The following is a 17,622-nucleotide window of genomic DNA, read 5'->3' on the forward strand; positions in this document are numbered from 1 at the left end:
CCTTATTTATCCCACCAAACCTTGCTGGAAAGCGTGTTGGTACCGCCCTGGCGGGTACGTGCTTCGTAGAAGTTGGTCTTGTTGTACTGCTCTTCCGAATCCGGGATCACGAAGCGGGTCGGGATCTGACCGCCTGTGAGGTTACCCGGATAGTTGGTCGGCGTCAGGTTCGGATAACCTGTACGGCGCCAGTTCGAGAAGATTTCATATTCGTCTTCCAGGAAGAGCGTCACCCATTTCTGGGTAGCGATCTGCTCCATTTTCTGTGCTACCGTTCCGGCTGCGTTGAAGGCGTTCGCTTTCAGGTAAGCGGCGATTTTCGCATCGGAAATGATACCGGCCGTGCCGAACAACGCCCATTGCTTCAAACCGGACGTTACGGCTGCATTGTAGGATGCTTCGGCGGTAGCTCCGGCATACCATCCTCTGAGGTTGGCCTCTGCCAGCAACAGGTGCATTTCGGCGGGTGTCATGACGAGCAGCGGTGCGCTGTATTTCAGGATCGTCGCCGGGTTAGGCTCCGAGTAGCTGTTGAAATCGCCCGGCAGGCTGTTGAATGCCGCATTGGGCATCCCTTTCTGCAATGCGGTGGTGGTATCGGCTGTGAACGTCTTGCCGTCCGCAGAAGGTACCCACACGATGGAGATCACGTTCAGACGCGGGTCTTTGGTAGTTTTCAAATGGTCGATCAGCGTCTTGGCGAATTTGCCGCCTTCCACATTGTCACCGCCCGGATTCACATAATCCGTGCTCATGAGCCCGGCCGAGATGAAGTTACGGCTGGCGGTAACGGAGCCGTCCACGTAGTCGATCTTAGCCAGATCAGCATCCGAGGTGATCACGCCGCCGGCGATCGCTTTCTTCACCCATGATTCCGACGCCGCAGGATCTACATTCGTGAGGCGCATACCGAGGCGCAGCATGAGCGAGTAGGCGAATTTTTTCCATTTGGTCACATCGCCGCCGTACACGAGGTCGGAGTTGCCGAATGTCGCTTTCGAAGCGTCGAATGCAGCCGTAGCCTCGTCGAGCTCTTTCAGCAGATCGGCGTAGATCGCCTGCTGGGTGTCGTATTTGGGCGTGTAATTCTTGTCGCTCAATCCGCGGCCTGCTTCCGAGTAAGGAATGTCGCCATACATGTCGGTGAGGCGGTGGAAGAGATAAGCCTTCCAGATACGCGCTGCCGAGAGTTTGTTGATATCCTCGGGAGATGTTTTCACCGCGTCGATCACCTGCAAAACGTCGATTACCGCGCCCGCAGTAGCAGGATCGCCGCCGAACAGCGCCCAGCTTCCCTGCGAGTAGGAGAAGTTGAAATACTTGTCACCCGCGCCGGGAACTTCCTTGTAAGTGGCAAAATGCTGCATCGAACCGCCGATGGTCAGGTAAGCCGCGCCGGTGAAGTTGTTGCTTACCGTCGTCAGCTGGGTTCTCGTGAAGAGGAAGCCTGGTACCGCTTCCGTCGACGCATTCGGGTTCACATTCATTTCCTCGAAATTGTTGTCGCAGGAGGAGATGAAGGCGGCCATTGCGGCCATATATGATAGTTTCAGGAATTTGTTCATCGTCACAAAAATTTTGAATGATTAAAACTTCACAGTCAGGTTCACACCCACGTTTCTGGTTCTCGGTACACCGAATGCTTCCAGACCTTGCGCGTTACCATTGGTGTAGCTCGACTCGGGATCGAAGTATTTGTTGCGCTTGTCTTTGTAAAGCAGCGCAAGGTTACGTCCCACGATCGATACGGAAGCGCCTTGCAGCTTGGTACCGAACACCGAGATCACCGGCAGGTTGTAGCTCAAAATCACCTGCCGAAGCTTGATGAAGTCGTTGTTGAACACAAACATGCCTGTGTAGTTCTTGTCATTGTCATAGTAAGTATCGATATCCTCTTTCTTCCAGTTTTTGCTGAATGCAGCGCCTTCCGGGGTTACACCGGTAACGGTAAGGCCTGTTTCGCGACCAGGAAGTGTTTCTTTCGGCAAACCGAAGCGGTATGCATATTGGTACAGGTTGGAGTAAACCACGCTTCCGAACTTACCGTCGATGAGGATATTGAGGGAGAAGTTTTTGTATTTGAAATTGTTGGTGATACCCATCGTCCACGGTGGCGTACCGTTACCCAGTTTTTCGAGGTTACCGCGTACTGCGTAGCCGCTGGCCGTGTTGTACACGATGTTGCCGTTCGCGTCTTTCAGTTTGTTATAACCCCACACCTCGCCGTAAGTACCGCCTACTACGTTGTTGATCAACCCACCGCCTACACCGGTTCCAATGCTCAACTGGTTCAGGTTAGGAGCCAGTTTTACGATTTCGGACTTGTTGTAAGCCATGTTGTAGCTGATGTCCCAGGTAAAGTTGTTTTGCTTAAGAGCAGTGGCAGTCAGCAATAATTCGATACCCTTGTTGCTTAGCTCGCCCACGTTCAGCAATGCAGCCGTGTAGCCTGATGACGATGCGATGTTGCTTTGAACGATATCGTTCGTCGTTTTACGGTTGTAAAGCGTCACGTCGATGCCCAGGCGGTTGTTCAGGAATTTCGCTTCCAAACCGGCCTCGTAAGTCGTGGAGGTCAATGGTTTCAAATCCGGGTTAGGTACCACGGAAGATGACAGCTGCTGTACCGGACGACCGTTGTGGCCACCTACTGCCATCGCATAGCTTTGGTAGATCTGGTAAGGAACGACGTTTGCGCCACCCACTTGCGCCCATGAACCGCGCAATTTCGCGAAGCTCACTACCTCCGGCAATTTGAATGCTTCCGAGAGGATCAATGAACCACCCACGGCAGGGTAGAAGATGCTGTTGCTTTTGCTGTTCAACACCGAGAACCAGTCCTGACGGCCCGAGAGGGTCAGGTAAGCGAAGCCTTTGTAACCCAAATCCGCCGAACCGAACACGGAGTTGATACCGCTTTTGTTGTAAGTAGGGACAACGGCCGAAGTTGCGAGATTGGTGAAGCTGTAAAAACCAGGGATGGTAAATTCAGAACCGTTGAATGCCGTCTGGTCGTAGATGCTGCGCTGCATGTTACCACCCACCAGTGCCGAGAAGTTCAGGTCTTCGGAGAAATCTTTGGAATAGTTCAAAGTCAGCATTCCGTTGGTTTCCGACGACGAGATCTTTTTCGCCTCGTAAGTACCCAGCGGCTGGTATGCGTTATTGGTCGGTACCACAAACTCGTAGTTGAAGTTGTAGTAATCGCGGCTCACGCTTCCTTTGATGAACAGGTTGTCCAAAATGTCGTATTTAATGTTGGCCTGGCCAAGGAAACGGTTTTTCTGGTCTTCGTTGACAAACTTGTTCACCACGAAATAAGGGTTCGGAGCGGCTGGTACCGGGTTCCATTCCACTTCTTTTCCGGTTACCGCGTCGTAGCCCGGTGAAAGGCTTCTGATATCGACGGTGTTCGCTACGAGGTAAGTCGCCCAGTGCGGGTTGTAGTCGGCGTAGCCCACTTTCGGACGGTTGTGGCCGCTTTCGAGGTTGTATTGAACGACGGTTTCAATGCTCAGTTTTTTACCCAAAAACGCATTCATGTTCAGGTTGGCGATTCTTCTCGTGAAAGAAGAGTTCGGCACGATGCTGTTAGAGCTTGTGTTGTTCAAGCCGAAACGGAAGTTCACGGTTTCGTTACCGCCTGTGAAAGACAGTGAGTTAATGTAGTTGGTACCTGTGCGGTAGAAGTTTTTCAGGTTGTCTTTTTGCGGGGAATAAGGCCGCGCCACACCGTCGAACTGAACAACCGGCGTACCATCCATTCTGGCACCATATGACAAGCGGCCTGAGCTTTTCGCCTGCGTTTGCGTCGTTGGTTTCACACCATCCACCCCTTGTCCGTACTCATATTGCCAGTCAGGGATGATAGAAAGGTTATCCACGGAGAAGTTGCCATTGTATTCCACGCCGATGCCTTTTTGCGCGCGGCCTTTTTTGGTAGTAATCAAAATCACGCCATTGGAGGCACGAGCACCGTAAAGGGCCGCGGCAGGGCCGCCTTTCAAAACGGAGATCGACTCGATATCGTCCGGGTTGATACCACCGATACCGTCACCGCGGTCGGTGTTGTTACCGTTACCATCCGAAGCATTGCCGCCGCCCGGAACGCTGTTGTCCATCGGCATACCGTTGATTACATACAAAGGCTGGTTGTTACCGCTCAAAGAACCGTTACCACGGATAATAATGCGGCTCGATCCGCCGGGGCCGGTCGACATACCGGTTGCGTTCACACCCGCGATCTTACCGGTCAGTGCATTCGCCACGTTGTTTTCGCGTGCCTGCGTAAACTCGCTGCCTTTCACCTCGGTCACGGCGTACGCCAGCGCTTTTTTCTCTTTGGAAATACCCAAAGCCGTTACAACGACTTCGTTCAATGCTTTCGCCTCAGGCGCCAGCTGCACATCGATATTGCTTTGGCTGCCCACGGTGATTTCCTGTGAGGTATATCCTACAAAGCTGAAAACCAGTACGGAAGTAGCCACCTCGCCATCGGGAATATCGAGAAAAAACTTACCTTCCGCGTCGGAAGAAGTACCACGCTGGGTACCTTTCACGAGCACGCTTACGCCCGGCAGCGCCGAACCGGTTTCGTCTTTCACGGTTCCCGTTACATTGCGTTTCGGAGCCGTTTTAGTTGCATTTTCTTCAACGGGTGCCTGTTCGCGGCGCAGGATAATGCGGTCCTGTACCACTTCGTAAGTTACTTTATGTGGGGTCAGAATTTTATTAAGTACCTCAGACAACGATTCGTCCTGAAACTTGTAGGATGTTTTCTGATTATTGAAGATCTGAGGGTTGTACATGAACTTAACCTTCGTCGTACTCTCAATCTTCTCCAATGCCTTGTCAACCTCGGAATTGGCTAAACGCAAAGTCACTTTTTGTTCTAACACTCTTTGTCCGCGCACATCGTTCGCATGAACGAAGGTGCTGAACGCAAGAGAGAGCAGGGCTTGATACAGAGTAATGCGCATGATTTTCTGTAAAGCATGGTGAAATTGTACTCTTTTTGACATAATTTTGATTTTTGTCGGGTTAAAATTCGGCATAATGGTTCCCACAGCAGCCTCATTCAGATGCTGTTAAGCGTACACAAGCATGGGGATTGATCGGGTCGGTGGTGTTGCAGCATCATCGACCTTTTTGGTAAGTAGTAATCAGTAGTCGTTTCTGGTCATAGGCATCGGCGAATTAGTCATAAAGTATGGAGAGAGAGTTGTTTCGTTAACATCCTTTGCTATTGATAATGATGCTGGCATCGAGCTGCTCATATTGTGCGCCGATCGTCTTGCAGATCAGGTTGATCTTCTCGAAAAGCGGTTCGTCCGACAGCGAGGCGGTGAGGTAGCAATTCTGCATTACTTCCGCATCGAATACGATCTTCACACCATATGATTTTTCCAGTGCCGCAAAAACTTCGGTGATTGGCGTTCCCTTGAATTCAAATGACTGTCTCTGTATCGGCAATTCCAACAATTTGGGGTCCGGAATAAGGCTTCTTGTCAGGCGTAACTCGTTGGGAGCGAATGTGATCTGCTGATTCGGCGTCAATACCATTCCGCCCAGTTTGTCGTCGGCATGCTGGCTGGCAATGGCCTCCTTCGTCATCGGGAATACCGATACCTTGCCGGTTTTTACCACTACTTTCACTTCCTGATCGTCGAAAGCACTCACTTTGAAGCTGGTACCCAGTACTTTGGTTGCCAGCGTATGTGCATACACGTAAAACGGTTTGTCGGGATTCTTGGCCACCTCGAAAAACGCCTCGCCTTTCAGGAACACCTCCCGCTTGCGGCCCTCGAACCGGCGCGGGTAGGTAATGCGGCTGGCGGGCTGCAAAAGCACCGAGCTGCCGTCTTCGAGCGTCACCAGCTTCGCTTCGTCGCTGTTGTTCACCGCCTCGATGAGCGGTTCCTTGATCTGGCTGAGAATCACCTTATATTGGTCCGACTGCTGCTGCGAAAGCGTCTGTTTGTTGTACCACCAGCCGGCGAACATGAGGATAAGCACCGAGGCCGCCATATGGTACCAGTTAGGCCTGAAATGCAGCCAGATCGATGATTTTTTAGCCCGGTTTTCCCCGATGGAATGCGATAGCCGGTAAATTTCGTTCGCCACCTCCTCATCCGAAATCTGATCGAATGCCGCTTCCGTCATCGCCAGGAAATTCTTGGCGCGATTGACGAGATCCTGCTTGTCCGGGTGGTGTTCAAGCCATTCGGTCCACACCGCTTCGTCGGCAGGGTCGTTGTACAACACCCAGCGTCTGAAAGATGGATCGGCGGCTAGTTCCTCCGGAAGAAAATTGCGGTAATGGAGCATATTGGGCAAATAATAGTATGGCTAATTTTAATAAGGATGCGAGATCATTGCGCCGATACTCTCTTTTTGGAAATATTTTTTCGAAAAATTTAGAATGCGCGAGGAAAAAGTGGGGTGGCAGGCAAAATGTCCCGGTCAAGCTACCGGTAATTAACTAAAACTAGCCGTAGATCGGCAGCTTGGCGTCGACAAGCTGCGAACATGGGCTGGACTTTACAGATACCGTTTGACGAATGCTGATTTTCTTAGCAATGCAGCCAGTAACCAGCTTCCGGCAATGGATATCAGGCATGTAATAAGAAATTTAAAAAACGCTGGAAGCGGCAGATCGAGGAGGGTGTATTGTGTCCAGATCACAAACGGGTAATGCAGCAGATAAATCAGGTAGGCATTTTCGGACAGCGAATCCTGGAATGCGTTCGGCTGTCTGACCAGCACGCGGAACGTTGTCAGGAATGCAAGGCAGCTGAATGTGCAGGACAGGACGTAAATGCTAAAATAAATGAGGTAGCCGATGATTTCGGGAAGCGTGCCGTTTTTGACTAGTTCGGTAAGGTATGGCGGCAGAAGTGTGAGCAACGTATATGCACCAGCGCACAGTGCAAGCCAGAGGCGCCAGCAGTTGACAAGCGGCGAGGTGATCCCGAAAATCCCTTCGTTGAAATGCACGGTGCCGAGCCACGCGCCGAGTAGGAAATAACCGAAGTACCAGGCTGCGCGGCTGATCTGGAAATCGAATGGCCCGAAGCCCGTCCATGTGCCTGGGCCGAGCCAGAATGCGAATGGAACGTACAGTATGAATGTGAAAAGAAACAAATTGGTTGCTGCGCGGACAGGTTTGCCTGGTTGTTCCGCGTGCGCTGCGAAATTCGGCTGCGCGGGGATTAATGGCTTCCCTGGAAATGGACTCCCGGGGAATAGCTTCCCGAGAAGTGGCTTCCTGAGCGAATAGATGAAAGCAAATGCGAGGTTGAAAACAAACAACACCCAGATGAACCACGGCGGGCCGACGGGCCATTGCTCGGTCGTGAAGAAGTCGGCAATGTATGCGTAGATGTCCCCGTTCCCGTGGGCGACGAGGTAAGCCGGGTAATGGGCGATCAGGTTTGTGGCCGTCCCGAGCAGCAGGAACGGGAGGAACAGCCTGTAAAACCGGTCGCGTATGAATGCGGCGACGCCCTTCCGCTCGATGCTTTTGACGACGAAAAGCCCGGCGATCAGGAACATGAGCGACATGAAGAATACGTCGTTAAAGTTTTCGAAAATGTCGAGGCCTACCCACCGCTGGTGGTCCACGATCGGGTGGGTGGAGCGGATGTAAGCTGATTGATCAAAACTGGCGAACGTCGTATATGCAAGCGACGAATGGTGTGCTACGACAAGGATGGTCAGGAATGAACGGAGGTAATCGATCCAGAGGGTTCGGCTGGGAGCTTGCGGCATAAGGTTCGGTTTGGTACCCAAAGGATGCAGTTAATGAACGACCGGTTGCATTGGACGTGAATTTAATGGATAGTCTGTTTTTTTGGGTAGGGCCGTGTGCGATCAGCAGGCGGGGTGTCACGCCTGTAATGCCAGGCAGAGCAGCAACAGGTTGCTGATTGGGTGAATGTGCTGTTTCAGCGAAGTAATGGCTTTGAAAAGCAGGTTAGCGACCGACTGGCGGTTTACCTGCATGAGGTCGGCGATTTGTTCATTATCCATTCCTTCGAAGTATTTGAGGAATACAGCCTCTTTCTGGCGGCGGGGAAGTTCCTCAATGGCAGTCCGTACCTTAACCTGATTTTCGTTCAGTGCTTCGTTCTGCTCGATCTGCGTTTCCACGGTCTGGTAGTCCGAGATCTGGCCTGCTTCGTCGATGTCCAGGAATGGGTGGGAGCCGTTGCTGCGGCGGAACTCCTGCATCAGCTGGTTGCGTAACGCACGCAGGAAGTAAATGGTAACGAATTGGATCTGAATGTTTTGGCGCTTCTCCCAGATATGGATCATCAGGTCCTGGATGGCGTCTTTGATGAACTCGCGATCAGCGGTGAAGTTACAGGCGTAGTTGAAGAGTGTGCGGTACTGCTTGTCGGCGAGCTGGCAAAATGCCAGACTATCCCCGGCCTGGCTTTGGTGCCAGAGATTTAAAAGAACTTCATTCTCCTCAGCGATGCGTTGTCTCTTATTCAAATCTTGTCGGGTCAGTTAAACAAATTAACTGTTATTTAATCATAATCTAAAATATAAGTCCGACTTTATTTTTCGTGAGCGAATTTAATGTGGGGGAATTGTATTATTCCGAAATAAAAATTTGGAAAAATGGGTGTAAGTGGCTGAGGGGGTGGGATTGGTTACTTTTGGGAATAGGAGGAAAGGGAGGAAGGAGGGATGGAAGGAGAGGATAAAAAGCCCTTTCCTCCCTTCCTCCCTTTTCTCCCCTCTTACACGTAAGCGATGCAGTCGATTTCGACGAGGGAGTCGCCTGGGACGCCGCCGTAGACCGCTACCGTAGTGCGGCAAGGGGGCTTGCTGCCGAAACGGCCTTTGTAGGCTTCGTTCATAGCTTTGTAGTCGTTCAGGTCGTGGAGGAATACGGAGCATTTCAGTACCTTTTCCATGGAAGAACCTGCTTTGATGAGCTCTTTTTCCAGCTCGTCGAGCACGTGCTTGGTGTGTGCGGTAATGTCGCCGTCGAAGTGGGCACCCTTACCTGCCACGAACACGAGGTTGTTGTATTTGGTATGACCCGAGAAAAGCGGTACGTCCTGGTACATTTCTACGTCACCTACTTCCTTTTGAGGCGCCGGTGCAGCAGCTGCTTCCGCTTGGACCTTGGACGCCGCACCGATACCCGCGATGCCGGCAACGGATGCAAACAACTTTTTGATTAGAGATCTTCTTTCAGATTTCATAACAGATTAATTAAAGTTATATGTAGAACGAGATGTAATTACGAGGTTTTCTTTTTGGTCTTTTTAGCCAGCTTGTCGTTGGCGGGCAATGTAATTTTCCAAAGACTGCCGCCCGCTTTGTTACCGCCCTGCTTGCCGCCGTACTCGATAATGTAAAGCGTATTGCCGATGAGCAGCGCGTCGGTAGGAGCGGTGAAGTTGTTGATAATGCTGGTGGTTTTGGTCTTGTAGTTGTCGGTCTTCTTGTCGTACGTCATTTCCATGTGCAGCAGGTCCTTGCCGTACCGGCGCAATGGGTTCGGGTTGACCACGCCGTTACGCGGGCCGCCCGTGTAGCGAATCACGAATCCGTCGCCGGTGAGGTCCTTACCCAATGCATTGTGGGTGTCGAAGAAAATCCCGAGCGGAGAAGAATGCGCGTTGAAGGTGCCGACCGTAGCGCCCGTGGTGTCGCCGTCCATCACGACGCCGGTTTTACGGTCGCGGTACTCGTTGGCATCCGGGCCCATGTTTTGCACCGAAGGCGAGAATGTCACACCGGCCGGTCTTTTCGGGAAGTCGGGGTCGTTGTGGAAGTACTTCATGAGGAATGCGAAGGCAAATTTGCTCAGGAAGGGATCTTTCTCAGGATCGGGGTTGAAATCGGGGAATTGCTGCGGGTTCTCGATGCCGCCCATTACCCATGGGAAGCCGTAATGATGTCCTTTGCGCACCCAGAACATGTCTTCGGGGTGATCGTAATCGCCGGAGTTGGATACGGCGAAGAGGTTGCCCTTCGCATCGAAAGCCATGTCGTAGGCATTACGGATGCCCTCCGCGAAGATGTAACCGTCGGCTTTCAGCTTGGCCAGGTCGGTGGATAGCAGCAGGTCTTTGGAGTTGATCGGAAAGCGGAAAATGTTGGCAGTAAGGGCATTGTCGCGGGCATTGGGGTATTCGCCGCCGTTGTCCTGCACCTCGCCGTGGTCGGTGCGTGCGCCCGTGTTCACGTAGATGTACTTACCGTCCGGGCTGATTTCCAGGGCATTCCAGCCGTGGTCGAAAGTAGTTTTGTTGGCGCCGTATTCGACTGTATTGAATACGACGGTCATTTCCGGCTTTTCCACGCCCTTTTTCATTTCGTAGCGCACCATCCGGCCTTTATTGCCTTTGTTGTTGTTCACGCTCACGTTACCGGCGAGGAATAGCGTGTTGCCATGAAAAGCGGCGCCTTGCAGGCGGGGAATGCCGTGGTCTTCGACGGAAAGGAGCTTTTTGCTCACGGGCTTGCCGTCTTCAACGACAATTTTGACCACATCCCCGAAGAATGTGGTATAATAAATTTCACCCGTAACAGGGTGCTGGATGAGGCGGACCGCTTCCGGTTCCACTTTCATGTACTCTTCGATGGTAATGTCGTCGCGAAGTGCTTTGGGTACGGAAGTCGTGACCTCCCGCTGTTGTCCGAAAGCATGAAACGCCATACCCAGGGCGAGCATGGACGTGAATCCGGACTTCATGATGCGGCTGTAATGTAACATAGTGTTTTTTATGGGTTTAGGTAATTCTTGCATTCATGTGCGGCCCTTCGGCAGGCAAGGCGCGTCAGCCGACTTCCAGGGATTGGCATTCACCAGCTGGCTGTCTGCGGTCAGCCGTCGGCGGTCAATTTACTCTGTTTTGCCCAAATGCCTGATGTACGCCACCAGCTGCCAGCGTTGCTCGGCCGTGAACACATCCTGGAACGGCGGCATATTGCCCCGGCCGTTGGACATTTTCCAGAACAGCGAGCCGTCGCTTTGCGCCTTCACGAGCGTGTCGTGGAAGTTGGCGGGCTTCTGGCCCAGCGCGCCACCCGCGGCACCGTCGCCGTAGCCGCCTTCACCGTGGCAGGACGAGCAATATAAAGTAAAAAGCTCCTCGCCTTGTGCGAGCGTGAGCGGTTCTTCGTGGTAGGGGCTTTTCAGGGTGTCGGCCCAGGCCGGCGCCTTCCAGGGCTCCTGGGTATGGTGTGAAAACGTATTCTTTTCGGAAGAAAAACCGGCCAGGCCGATCCCCGAGAGAATGATAAAGCTTGCGGCTAAACTTTTATTTTTCAACATGAATATACAGAAATGGTGAATTGGTTACTTTTGCCATTCTTCCTCCAACCCCTTTAAAGGAACACTCAATTGCCGGAGAGTAATATCCGCTTAAACGGGGTTGGAAGATGAATGGCTTAATGTCTTGCTATTTGAGCGTCGCCCTTACTTTCGCTACTTCCTCTGTCGTGACCGGGCCGGCATTGTTTCCGAAATTGCTTCGAATATGGGTCAATACCTCTGAGATCTCTTCGTCCTTTAAAAAACTGTGCTGGGGCATGACGTTGTTGTAAGCCTGCCCTTTCACCTCGATCGGTCCTTCGAGGCCGTTCAGGAGCACTTTGATCAGCCGCTCCTTGTCGCCGGTTACCCATTCGGCACCTCCCAGCGGTGGGAAGCGCTGGGAATCGCCCATGCCGTTGCGCTGGTGGCAGGCGGTGCAATACACGCTGTATACCTTGCCGCCCGCCACGGGTTTGTCTTTGTCGAGGTTATCGTTGACAAAATCAGGCGTGCGGATGTGCGACATCGTTTTGCGCTGCTCCATTTTCGCCATCGCCGTTTTGTTGAATTTCTTCTTGTTACCCTTATAGGTCACTTTCCAGATCTTGCCTTTCTCGGTTTCGGCAATGTAAATGGAGCCGTCGGGGCCCATCGCGATCCCCATCGGGCGGTACACGGCGTCGCTCACGTTCACGATCGGGTCGAGGCCGGCGAAACCGTCCGCGAACACCTCGTATTCACCGGCTACCTGGCCGTTTTTGAAGGGTACGAAACCGATGAAATAGCTAGACTGCGGATAAGGCGCGCGGTTGGTCGAGCCGTGGAATGCGATAAACGAACCGTTTTTGTAATGTTCGGGAAACTGGTTGCCCTGGTAAAACAGGATGTCGTTTGGTGCCCAGTGGCCGGGGAAACCGATCAGCGGCTTCTCGTACTGGTCGCATTGGCCTACAATTTTACCGTCGCCGCCATATTCCGGGTTCAGTACTTTTTTGGATTGCATCTGGTCCCAGTAGCAATAGGGCCAGCCGGCGTGCGTGCCTTCTTTAATCCTCAAAAACTCCTCCGAAGGCAGCATGGCGCTTTGCCAGCCATTGTACAGCTGCGGCCAGAGGCGCAGAAGGTCGTCGCGACCGTGTTGTACGGCGTATAAATTGTTGTCCTGAAAATTCCAGTCGAGCGCAACCACGCTGCGGAGGCCTGTTGCGAACTTGGTACCATCTTTCTGCAGCTGCCCGGTTTTGTTCGCATCGAATTTCCAGATGCCGCCGTGATCTTCCAGGATCGGGCATGGGTCCATGCCTTTGGAGCCGGGCGTACGGTTTTGTTCCTGGCAGGCATTGGAATTGGCGCCGAAAGGCACGTACATGAAGCCTTTGTCGTCAAACGTGATGGGCTTCGCGATGTGCTCGTGCATGCCGTGCGGGTGGTCGTCGGTCAGGATTACTTCTTCCGGGCTGTCGGGAACCAGTTTGCCGGGCGTGAGTTTGTAGCGGTAAACCACCAGCTCCGAGCTGAAATACAGGTAGCCCTTATAAATGCGCATGGCCGTACCATACGCCCGTTCCTTGGCGGCGCCACCGAAATGTTTGATCACATCTGCGCGGCCGTCCTTATTGGTATCCCGTAGCGCGATCACCGATTCGCCCTTGTCGGCGAAGCGTGCTTTGACATAAATATCGCCGTTATCATTCACGGCGATGTGCCGTGCGCGACCGGGGAGGCTGTCCACCACGACGGTCGCTTCGAATCCGTCGGGCAAAAACAGGCCGCCATTTTTGGTGTTAACGACCGGCAAATCCTGGTCGGAGTGCTGCGTAAATCCCAGTCCGAGCAGGAAAAGGAGCGAGGCAGACCATTTTAAACGCTTTTTAAGCATAGGTTCATTAAGAGGGGTTCAGGTGATTTTTGTCGGCGGTCAGTCGTCGGTGGTCGCATTGACCGCTGACGAATGACCGCCGATTATTACTTCGTCAAATATATCGGCGTTGTAATGCCATTCAAATCATAGACAATTTTTCCGCCCATGACGGTCAATTCACATTCGAGTTTTTCTTTACCTTCTACTTTATATCCGGTTTTGTCATAAAATCCAAAATTGCCCTTCCGCATCGAAAACACGGCTACATCGGCAATGGCGCCTTCCGAAATGTGGCCCAGCTGCTCGCGGTGGATCACTTTGGCCGGGTCCCAGGTGCTGGCTTTGATAACGGCCGGCAGGTCCATTCCCATATTGTAAAACTTTGACATAATGCTCAGCATGTCCTTCATCGAGCCGTTCATGCTGCCCGTATGCAGGTCGGTACTGATCGTGTTGGGGTAAAATTTGGCCTTCATGGCCGGTATCGCCTGTGAGTAGTTGAAGCTCGCACCGCCATAGCCGACGTCGAAAATGATGCCTTTTTTTCGTGCTTCGTAAACAAACGGCTTGACAGCGCCCGTCGCTTCGTCCACGATGGTTTCTCGTACATTGCCTTCGAGCAATGTGTAGGCGTGTGTATAAATGTCGCCCGGGCGAAGGTGTTTCATAAACAGCTCTTCGAGCGGAAGGGGAGGCGTGCTGCCGCCGAAATCGATCATGACCGGCATGTTGGCCAATTTGCCGGCTTTCACCGCATTATCTACGGGTTTCCAATCCTTGCCCATGAAATGCGCTACCTTGAAACCGACGACGTCGTTGCGGTTTTTAATGGCGACCCCCGCAGCCAGGTTTGGGTCCATATCGGCCGTGTCCTGCTCCCAGTTGCCGCCGCGCATGCCCTGGCCTACGATGTTCAGCAGCGAGAGTACGCGGGTTTTGGAATTAAAAATCACATTGTTTTTAAACTCCGAAAACGAATCCCAGCCGGCACCGCCCGCGTCGACGATCGTAGTCACGCCAACGCGGAAGGTAAAGCCGTCGGGTGGTAACGCCACCAAACCATTACTGAGATAATGGTTTGGCTCGGTACCAAAAAACACGTGTCCATGAATGTCGATCAATCCGGGTGTGACATACATCCCTTTGGCATCCACCACCTGGCGGGCCTCCTTCGGATCGATATCCTTCGCCACTTTTTTGATCTTTCCTTCGAAAATACCGACATCCATCACCTGGTTGATATTGTTCTTCGGGTCGATCACCGTGCCGCCTTTGATCAGGATACTGTACGTCTGGGCATGGGAAGCCACGCCGAGCAGACATGCCAGAAAAATGATAAGGATGGACCTGTGTTGCATTTTACTTTTTGAAAAGGTTTGGGTTTAGGAATGTTAAATGGTACTGTACATATTTAAACAACTGCTTTCGACAGTTCTTCTTTCAGTCTGGACGCTACGATTTTCTCCTCGCCCGTTTTGAGCATCCAGGTGGTAATGGTCAGCGAATTGTTCTCCGCCGGCATTACTTCGATCGACGGGTTGCCCTTGCGAAGGTTCTCCTGCAAGGTTTTGACAGGCAAGCTGATCTTCGCCGCATCCCACGATACTTTTAATGTAGGGGTATGGTTACCGAGCTCCGGCACGGTCACTTCCGTGCTGACGCCCTTCACGCTTTTCACGGCATTCTCGATCGTCGCGACGCGGTCTTCCCATATTTTCCACTCTTTTTTATGATCCATCTTCACGAAATTGTCGAGGGCAACATACATGCCGAGGATCTCTTCCTTATTGACCTTCATACCACGGCCGATGGTCGAGCCGCGCGGAGGCATGCTCAGGCGAGCGGCGTCGATGTATTGTTTTTTACCCATGAGGATACCTGCGCTCTGCGGTCCGCGCATGGCCTTTCCGCCCGATACGCACACGAGGTCGAAGCCCAGGTCGTTGAAGCGCCAGAGGTTTTCAACCGGCGGCACGTCGGCAGCCATGTCGATCATGGTAGGGATGCCATTCTTTTTGGCGATCTCGATCCATTGCTCGTGTTTGATCAGTCCTTTGTCCGACTGGATATGCAGGAACCACATCAATGCGGTCTTTTCATTGATCGCCTTCTGTAATTCTTCCACGGTCTCCACCTGTATGATTTTACACCCGGTGTTGGTCAATGCGTGCGAATAGCCGATGTTATGGCCTTTCTGGATAATCACCTCCGATTTCATTCCGGTACCTTCCAGGTGCGGCAATGCTTCCACTTTTTTCTGGTCCATGCCTGTGAGCACGCCCGCCAGGCCGAGGGTAAGTGCCGAGAAGCAGCCCGCCGTCACGACGGCCGATTCGGCGTGGGTAATGGCGGCGATTTTCTCGCCTACTTTGGTCTGGACTTCATCAAGCATCATAAACTCCTTTGCTGCGCCCTGGATGGTCGCCACCACGTCGTCCTGCATGAGGGAACCGGTCATCATGGTGTAGGTCCCGGCTGCATTGATGAACGTGCGGATGCCCAGTTCCTTGGCCAGGTTGCGTACAGGGGCCTTGGCCAGCAGGCCGGCAGCCTCGGCGGTGCCATTGCCCAGAAAGCCGCCCAGCAAAGGGACGGTGGACAGATGCTTGATTAAATCTCTACGGTTTATCATAATGGTTAAGGACTGGATAGGTTAGATAAAGGCTTTCAAAACGGTTTCAACAGTATGCAGAGAAAAGATGCATTTTATGGTCGTCAATACTCTGTTTTGTAGGTTTATTTTTTATTTAATCAAAAATTTAAAAAATAAAGTTTGGTCAATGCTAGTTTTGAAGCCTTTTTATTCCGAATCAACTGATTTTTAAAAGTGCCCTCCGGTGAATTATTCCGAAGGGCACGGTTTCATCCATCCAGAATTGCTAGTTTTTATCCCACCAAAGCGGCGTAGCGGCATTATCCGCACCGCCCAGCAGTTTTACGGCCGCTTCCACGGCTGCCCCGTTGTTTTGTTTTTCCTGTAAAAGGAACGGGATGCGTCGCACTACCGCGGTAGTTGGCACGTCGGTGTTTACAGAGTTTACGACCGGGTACAACTTAGGCAACCGGGTGCGGCGGAATTCCGCCCAGGCCTCGATGCCGTCCGGGTACAAGGCCAGCCATTTCTGCGTCGCGATCTGCTCTCTTTGCACGGCTTCGGTAGCGCCCCATTTTACAGGAATGCCGGAAAGCGCAGGCGATTTCTGCTGGTCGCCGGGCGCCACGGGTGTTTTGGTACTGTTAATATAGGTCGTAACCGCCGCGCCGGTAATGCCCCAGCCTTCCATCGAAGCCTGGATTCCTTTTTCGTAGAATGATTGCGCGGTGCCGCCGGCATTCCAGCCATTCACCGCCGCTTCCGCGAGCAGGAAATAGGCTTCGGCCGTATGCATCACATCCTGCTGAACGGCCAGCTGGCGGTCCCATGCCGAGCCGCCCCCTGTGTTGCGGATCCAGCGTTCGCCGATGTTCGAGTTGTTGTCGTTACTGTTGGCAGCCACGGCAAGTTCCGTCGGGCCAAGGCCGTTACGGATACCTTCGTACGATTTGGTATTGAATGCAGGTTGGAAGAAAATGCCGATGCGCGGGTCGTCGTAGCCTTTCAGCACCGATTCCATTGCCGCGCTCATGCGGAACTCGCCCCAGCCGGAAATCGTCGCCAGACCGTTGTTGTCGCCGCCGAGGAGGCTTTTTACCATATAGGCATTATCTGCCACGTCGGTGAGCACGCCTCCGGCGATGGCCGCTTCGGCTTCCGTTTTCGCTTTGGCAGGGTTTACTTTGGAAATGCGAAGGGCCAGGCGCAAGCGCAAGGTGTTCGCAAACTTGATCCATTTCTTCACATCACCGGCATAAATGATGTCGTAGTTGCCGTAAGGCTTTTCCGCGGTTTTGGATTTCAGCGCTTCCGTCGCTTCGGCGAGGCGTTTGAAGAAGTCGTTGTAAATCTCTTCCTGGGAATCGTATTTCACCGTCGAGCCCGGATTACCGGCTTCCGAATAGGGGATCGGGCCGTAGTAATCGGTCACGCGGTGGAATGCATAAACCCACCAGATGCTCGCCAATGCATATTGCGAAGTGCCCGGCGCAACGCGTTCGAAGAGTGTTTTGAGCTGTGGTACCACCTGCACATACACGGGATTCCAGTGGCTGTCGATCCAGGTCGGGTGCATGAAATAGCGGTCCGACTGGAAGTTGGGCGTGGTAGTCGCGAAATACTGCGCATACAAATCCGCGAACAGGTTTTGGGCCGTCTGGTAAGTTCCGGCCGCATACGATGCCTGCTGCTGTGCGCGCGAGAACACGTACGGGAGCTCGGCGTCGGAGATGGACGTGAGCGCCGTGCGGCTGGTATTGAGTTCGTCGAAATCACCGGTACAGCTTGCCAATGCCAGTGCCGAGCCTGTAAGGACCCCAAATGTGGTTGCTCTGATATATTTATTGAGTGATAATTTCATGTTACAGTATTTTAGAATGTCTG

At 52.7% G+C, this 17,622-nt stretch carries 12 protein-coding genes; all 12 read right to left on the reverse strand.

Going from position 1 to position 17,622, the window contains the following annotated elements:
- Positions 1-2: 2 nt before the first annotated feature.
- Positions 3-1,565, reverse strand: a complete 1,563-nt coding sequence (locus H144_RS0104385; RefSeq protein ID WP_019940823.1) for a SusD/RagB family nutrient-binding outer membrane lipoprotein — start codon at positions 1,563-1,565, stop codon at positions 3-5.
- A gap of 21 nt (positions 1,566-1,586) precedes the next feature.
- Positions 1,587-4,979, reverse strand: coding sequence for a SusC/RagA family TonB-linked outer membrane protein (locus H144_RS0104390; RefSeq protein ID WP_229207837.1), 3,393 nt, complete (start codon positions 4,977-4,979; stop codon positions 1,587-1,589).
- Between the two features lie 250 nt (positions 4,980-5,229).
- On the reverse strand, positions 5,230-6,327 hold the full coding sequence (locus H144_RS0104395; RefSeq protein WP_019940825.1) for a FecR family protein: 1,098 nt from the start codon (positions 6,325-6,327) through the stop codon (positions 5,230-5,232).
- 213 nt (positions 6,328-6,540) lie between these two features.
- The gene (locus H144_RS0104400) at positions 6,541-7,770 is read right to left on the reverse strand and encodes an acyltransferase family protein (RefSeq protein WP_033402421.1); all 1,230 of its coding nucleotides are present in this window, start codon (positions 7,768-7,770) and stop codon (positions 6,541-6,543) included.
- 117 nt (positions 7,771-7,887) lie between these two features.
- The gene (locus H144_RS0104405; RefSeq protein ID WP_019940827.1) at positions 7,888-8,499 is read right to left on the reverse strand and encodes an RNA polymerase sigma factor; all 612 of its coding nucleotides are present in this window, start codon (positions 8,497-8,499) and stop codon (positions 7,888-7,890) included.
- A 251-nt stretch (positions 8,500-8,750) separates the two neighbouring features.
- Positions 8,751-9,221: a RidA family protein gene (locus tag H144_RS0104410; protein WP_026350412.1), complete on the reverse strand. Its 471-nt coding sequence runs from the start codon at positions 9,219-9,221 to the stop codon at positions 8,751-8,753.
- A 38-nt stretch (positions 9,222-9,259) separates the two neighbouring features.
- Positions 9,260-10,720 (reverse strand): PQQ-dependent sugar dehydrogenase, encoded by a 1,461-nt coding sequence (locus tag H144_RS0104415; protein WP_229207838.1) that lies wholly within the window; start codon positions 10,718-10,720, stop codon positions 9,260-9,262.
- A gap of 150 nt (positions 10,721-10,870) precedes the next feature.
- Positions 10,871-11,302 carry a c-type cytochrome gene (locus tag H144_RS0104420; protein WP_019940830.1) on the reverse strand — a complete coding sequence of 144 codons (432 nt, stop codon included), beginning with the start codon at positions 11,300-11,302 and terminating at the stop codon, positions 10,871-10,873.
- 127 nt (positions 11,303-11,429) lie between these two features.
- A complete protein-coding gene (locus H144_RS0104425; protein ID WP_019940831.1) occupies positions 11,430-13,163 on the reverse strand; it encodes a PQQ-dependent sugar dehydrogenase in 1,734 nt (577 codons plus the stop codon).
- Between the two features lie 86 nt (positions 13,164-13,249).
- A complete protein-coding gene (locus H144_RS0104430; protein ID WP_019940832.1) occupies positions 13,250-14,503 on the reverse strand; it encodes an amidohydrolase/deacetylase family metallohydrolase in 1,254 nt (417 codons plus the stop codon).
- A gap of 53 nt (positions 14,504-14,556) precedes the next feature.
- Positions 14,557-15,777, reverse strand: coding sequence for an aminotransferase class V-fold PLP-dependent enzyme (locus tag H144_RS0104435; RefSeq protein ID WP_026350413.1), 1,221 nt, complete (start codon positions 15,775-15,777; stop codon positions 14,557-14,559).
- Between the two features lie 247 nt (positions 15,778-16,024).
- Positions 16,025-17,599, reverse strand: a complete 1,575-nt coding sequence (locus H144_RS0104440) for a SusD/RagB family nutrient-binding outer membrane lipoprotein (RefSeq protein ID WP_019940834.1) — start codon at positions 17,597-17,599, stop codon at positions 16,025-16,027.
- Positions 17,600-17,622: the final 23 nt, after the last annotated feature.

Source organism: Dyadobacter beijingensis DSM 21582 (assembly GCF_000382205.1).
GTDB classification, from domain to species: Bacteria; Bacteroidota; Bacteroidia; order Cytophagales; family Spirosomataceae; genus Dyadobacter; species Dyadobacter beijingensis.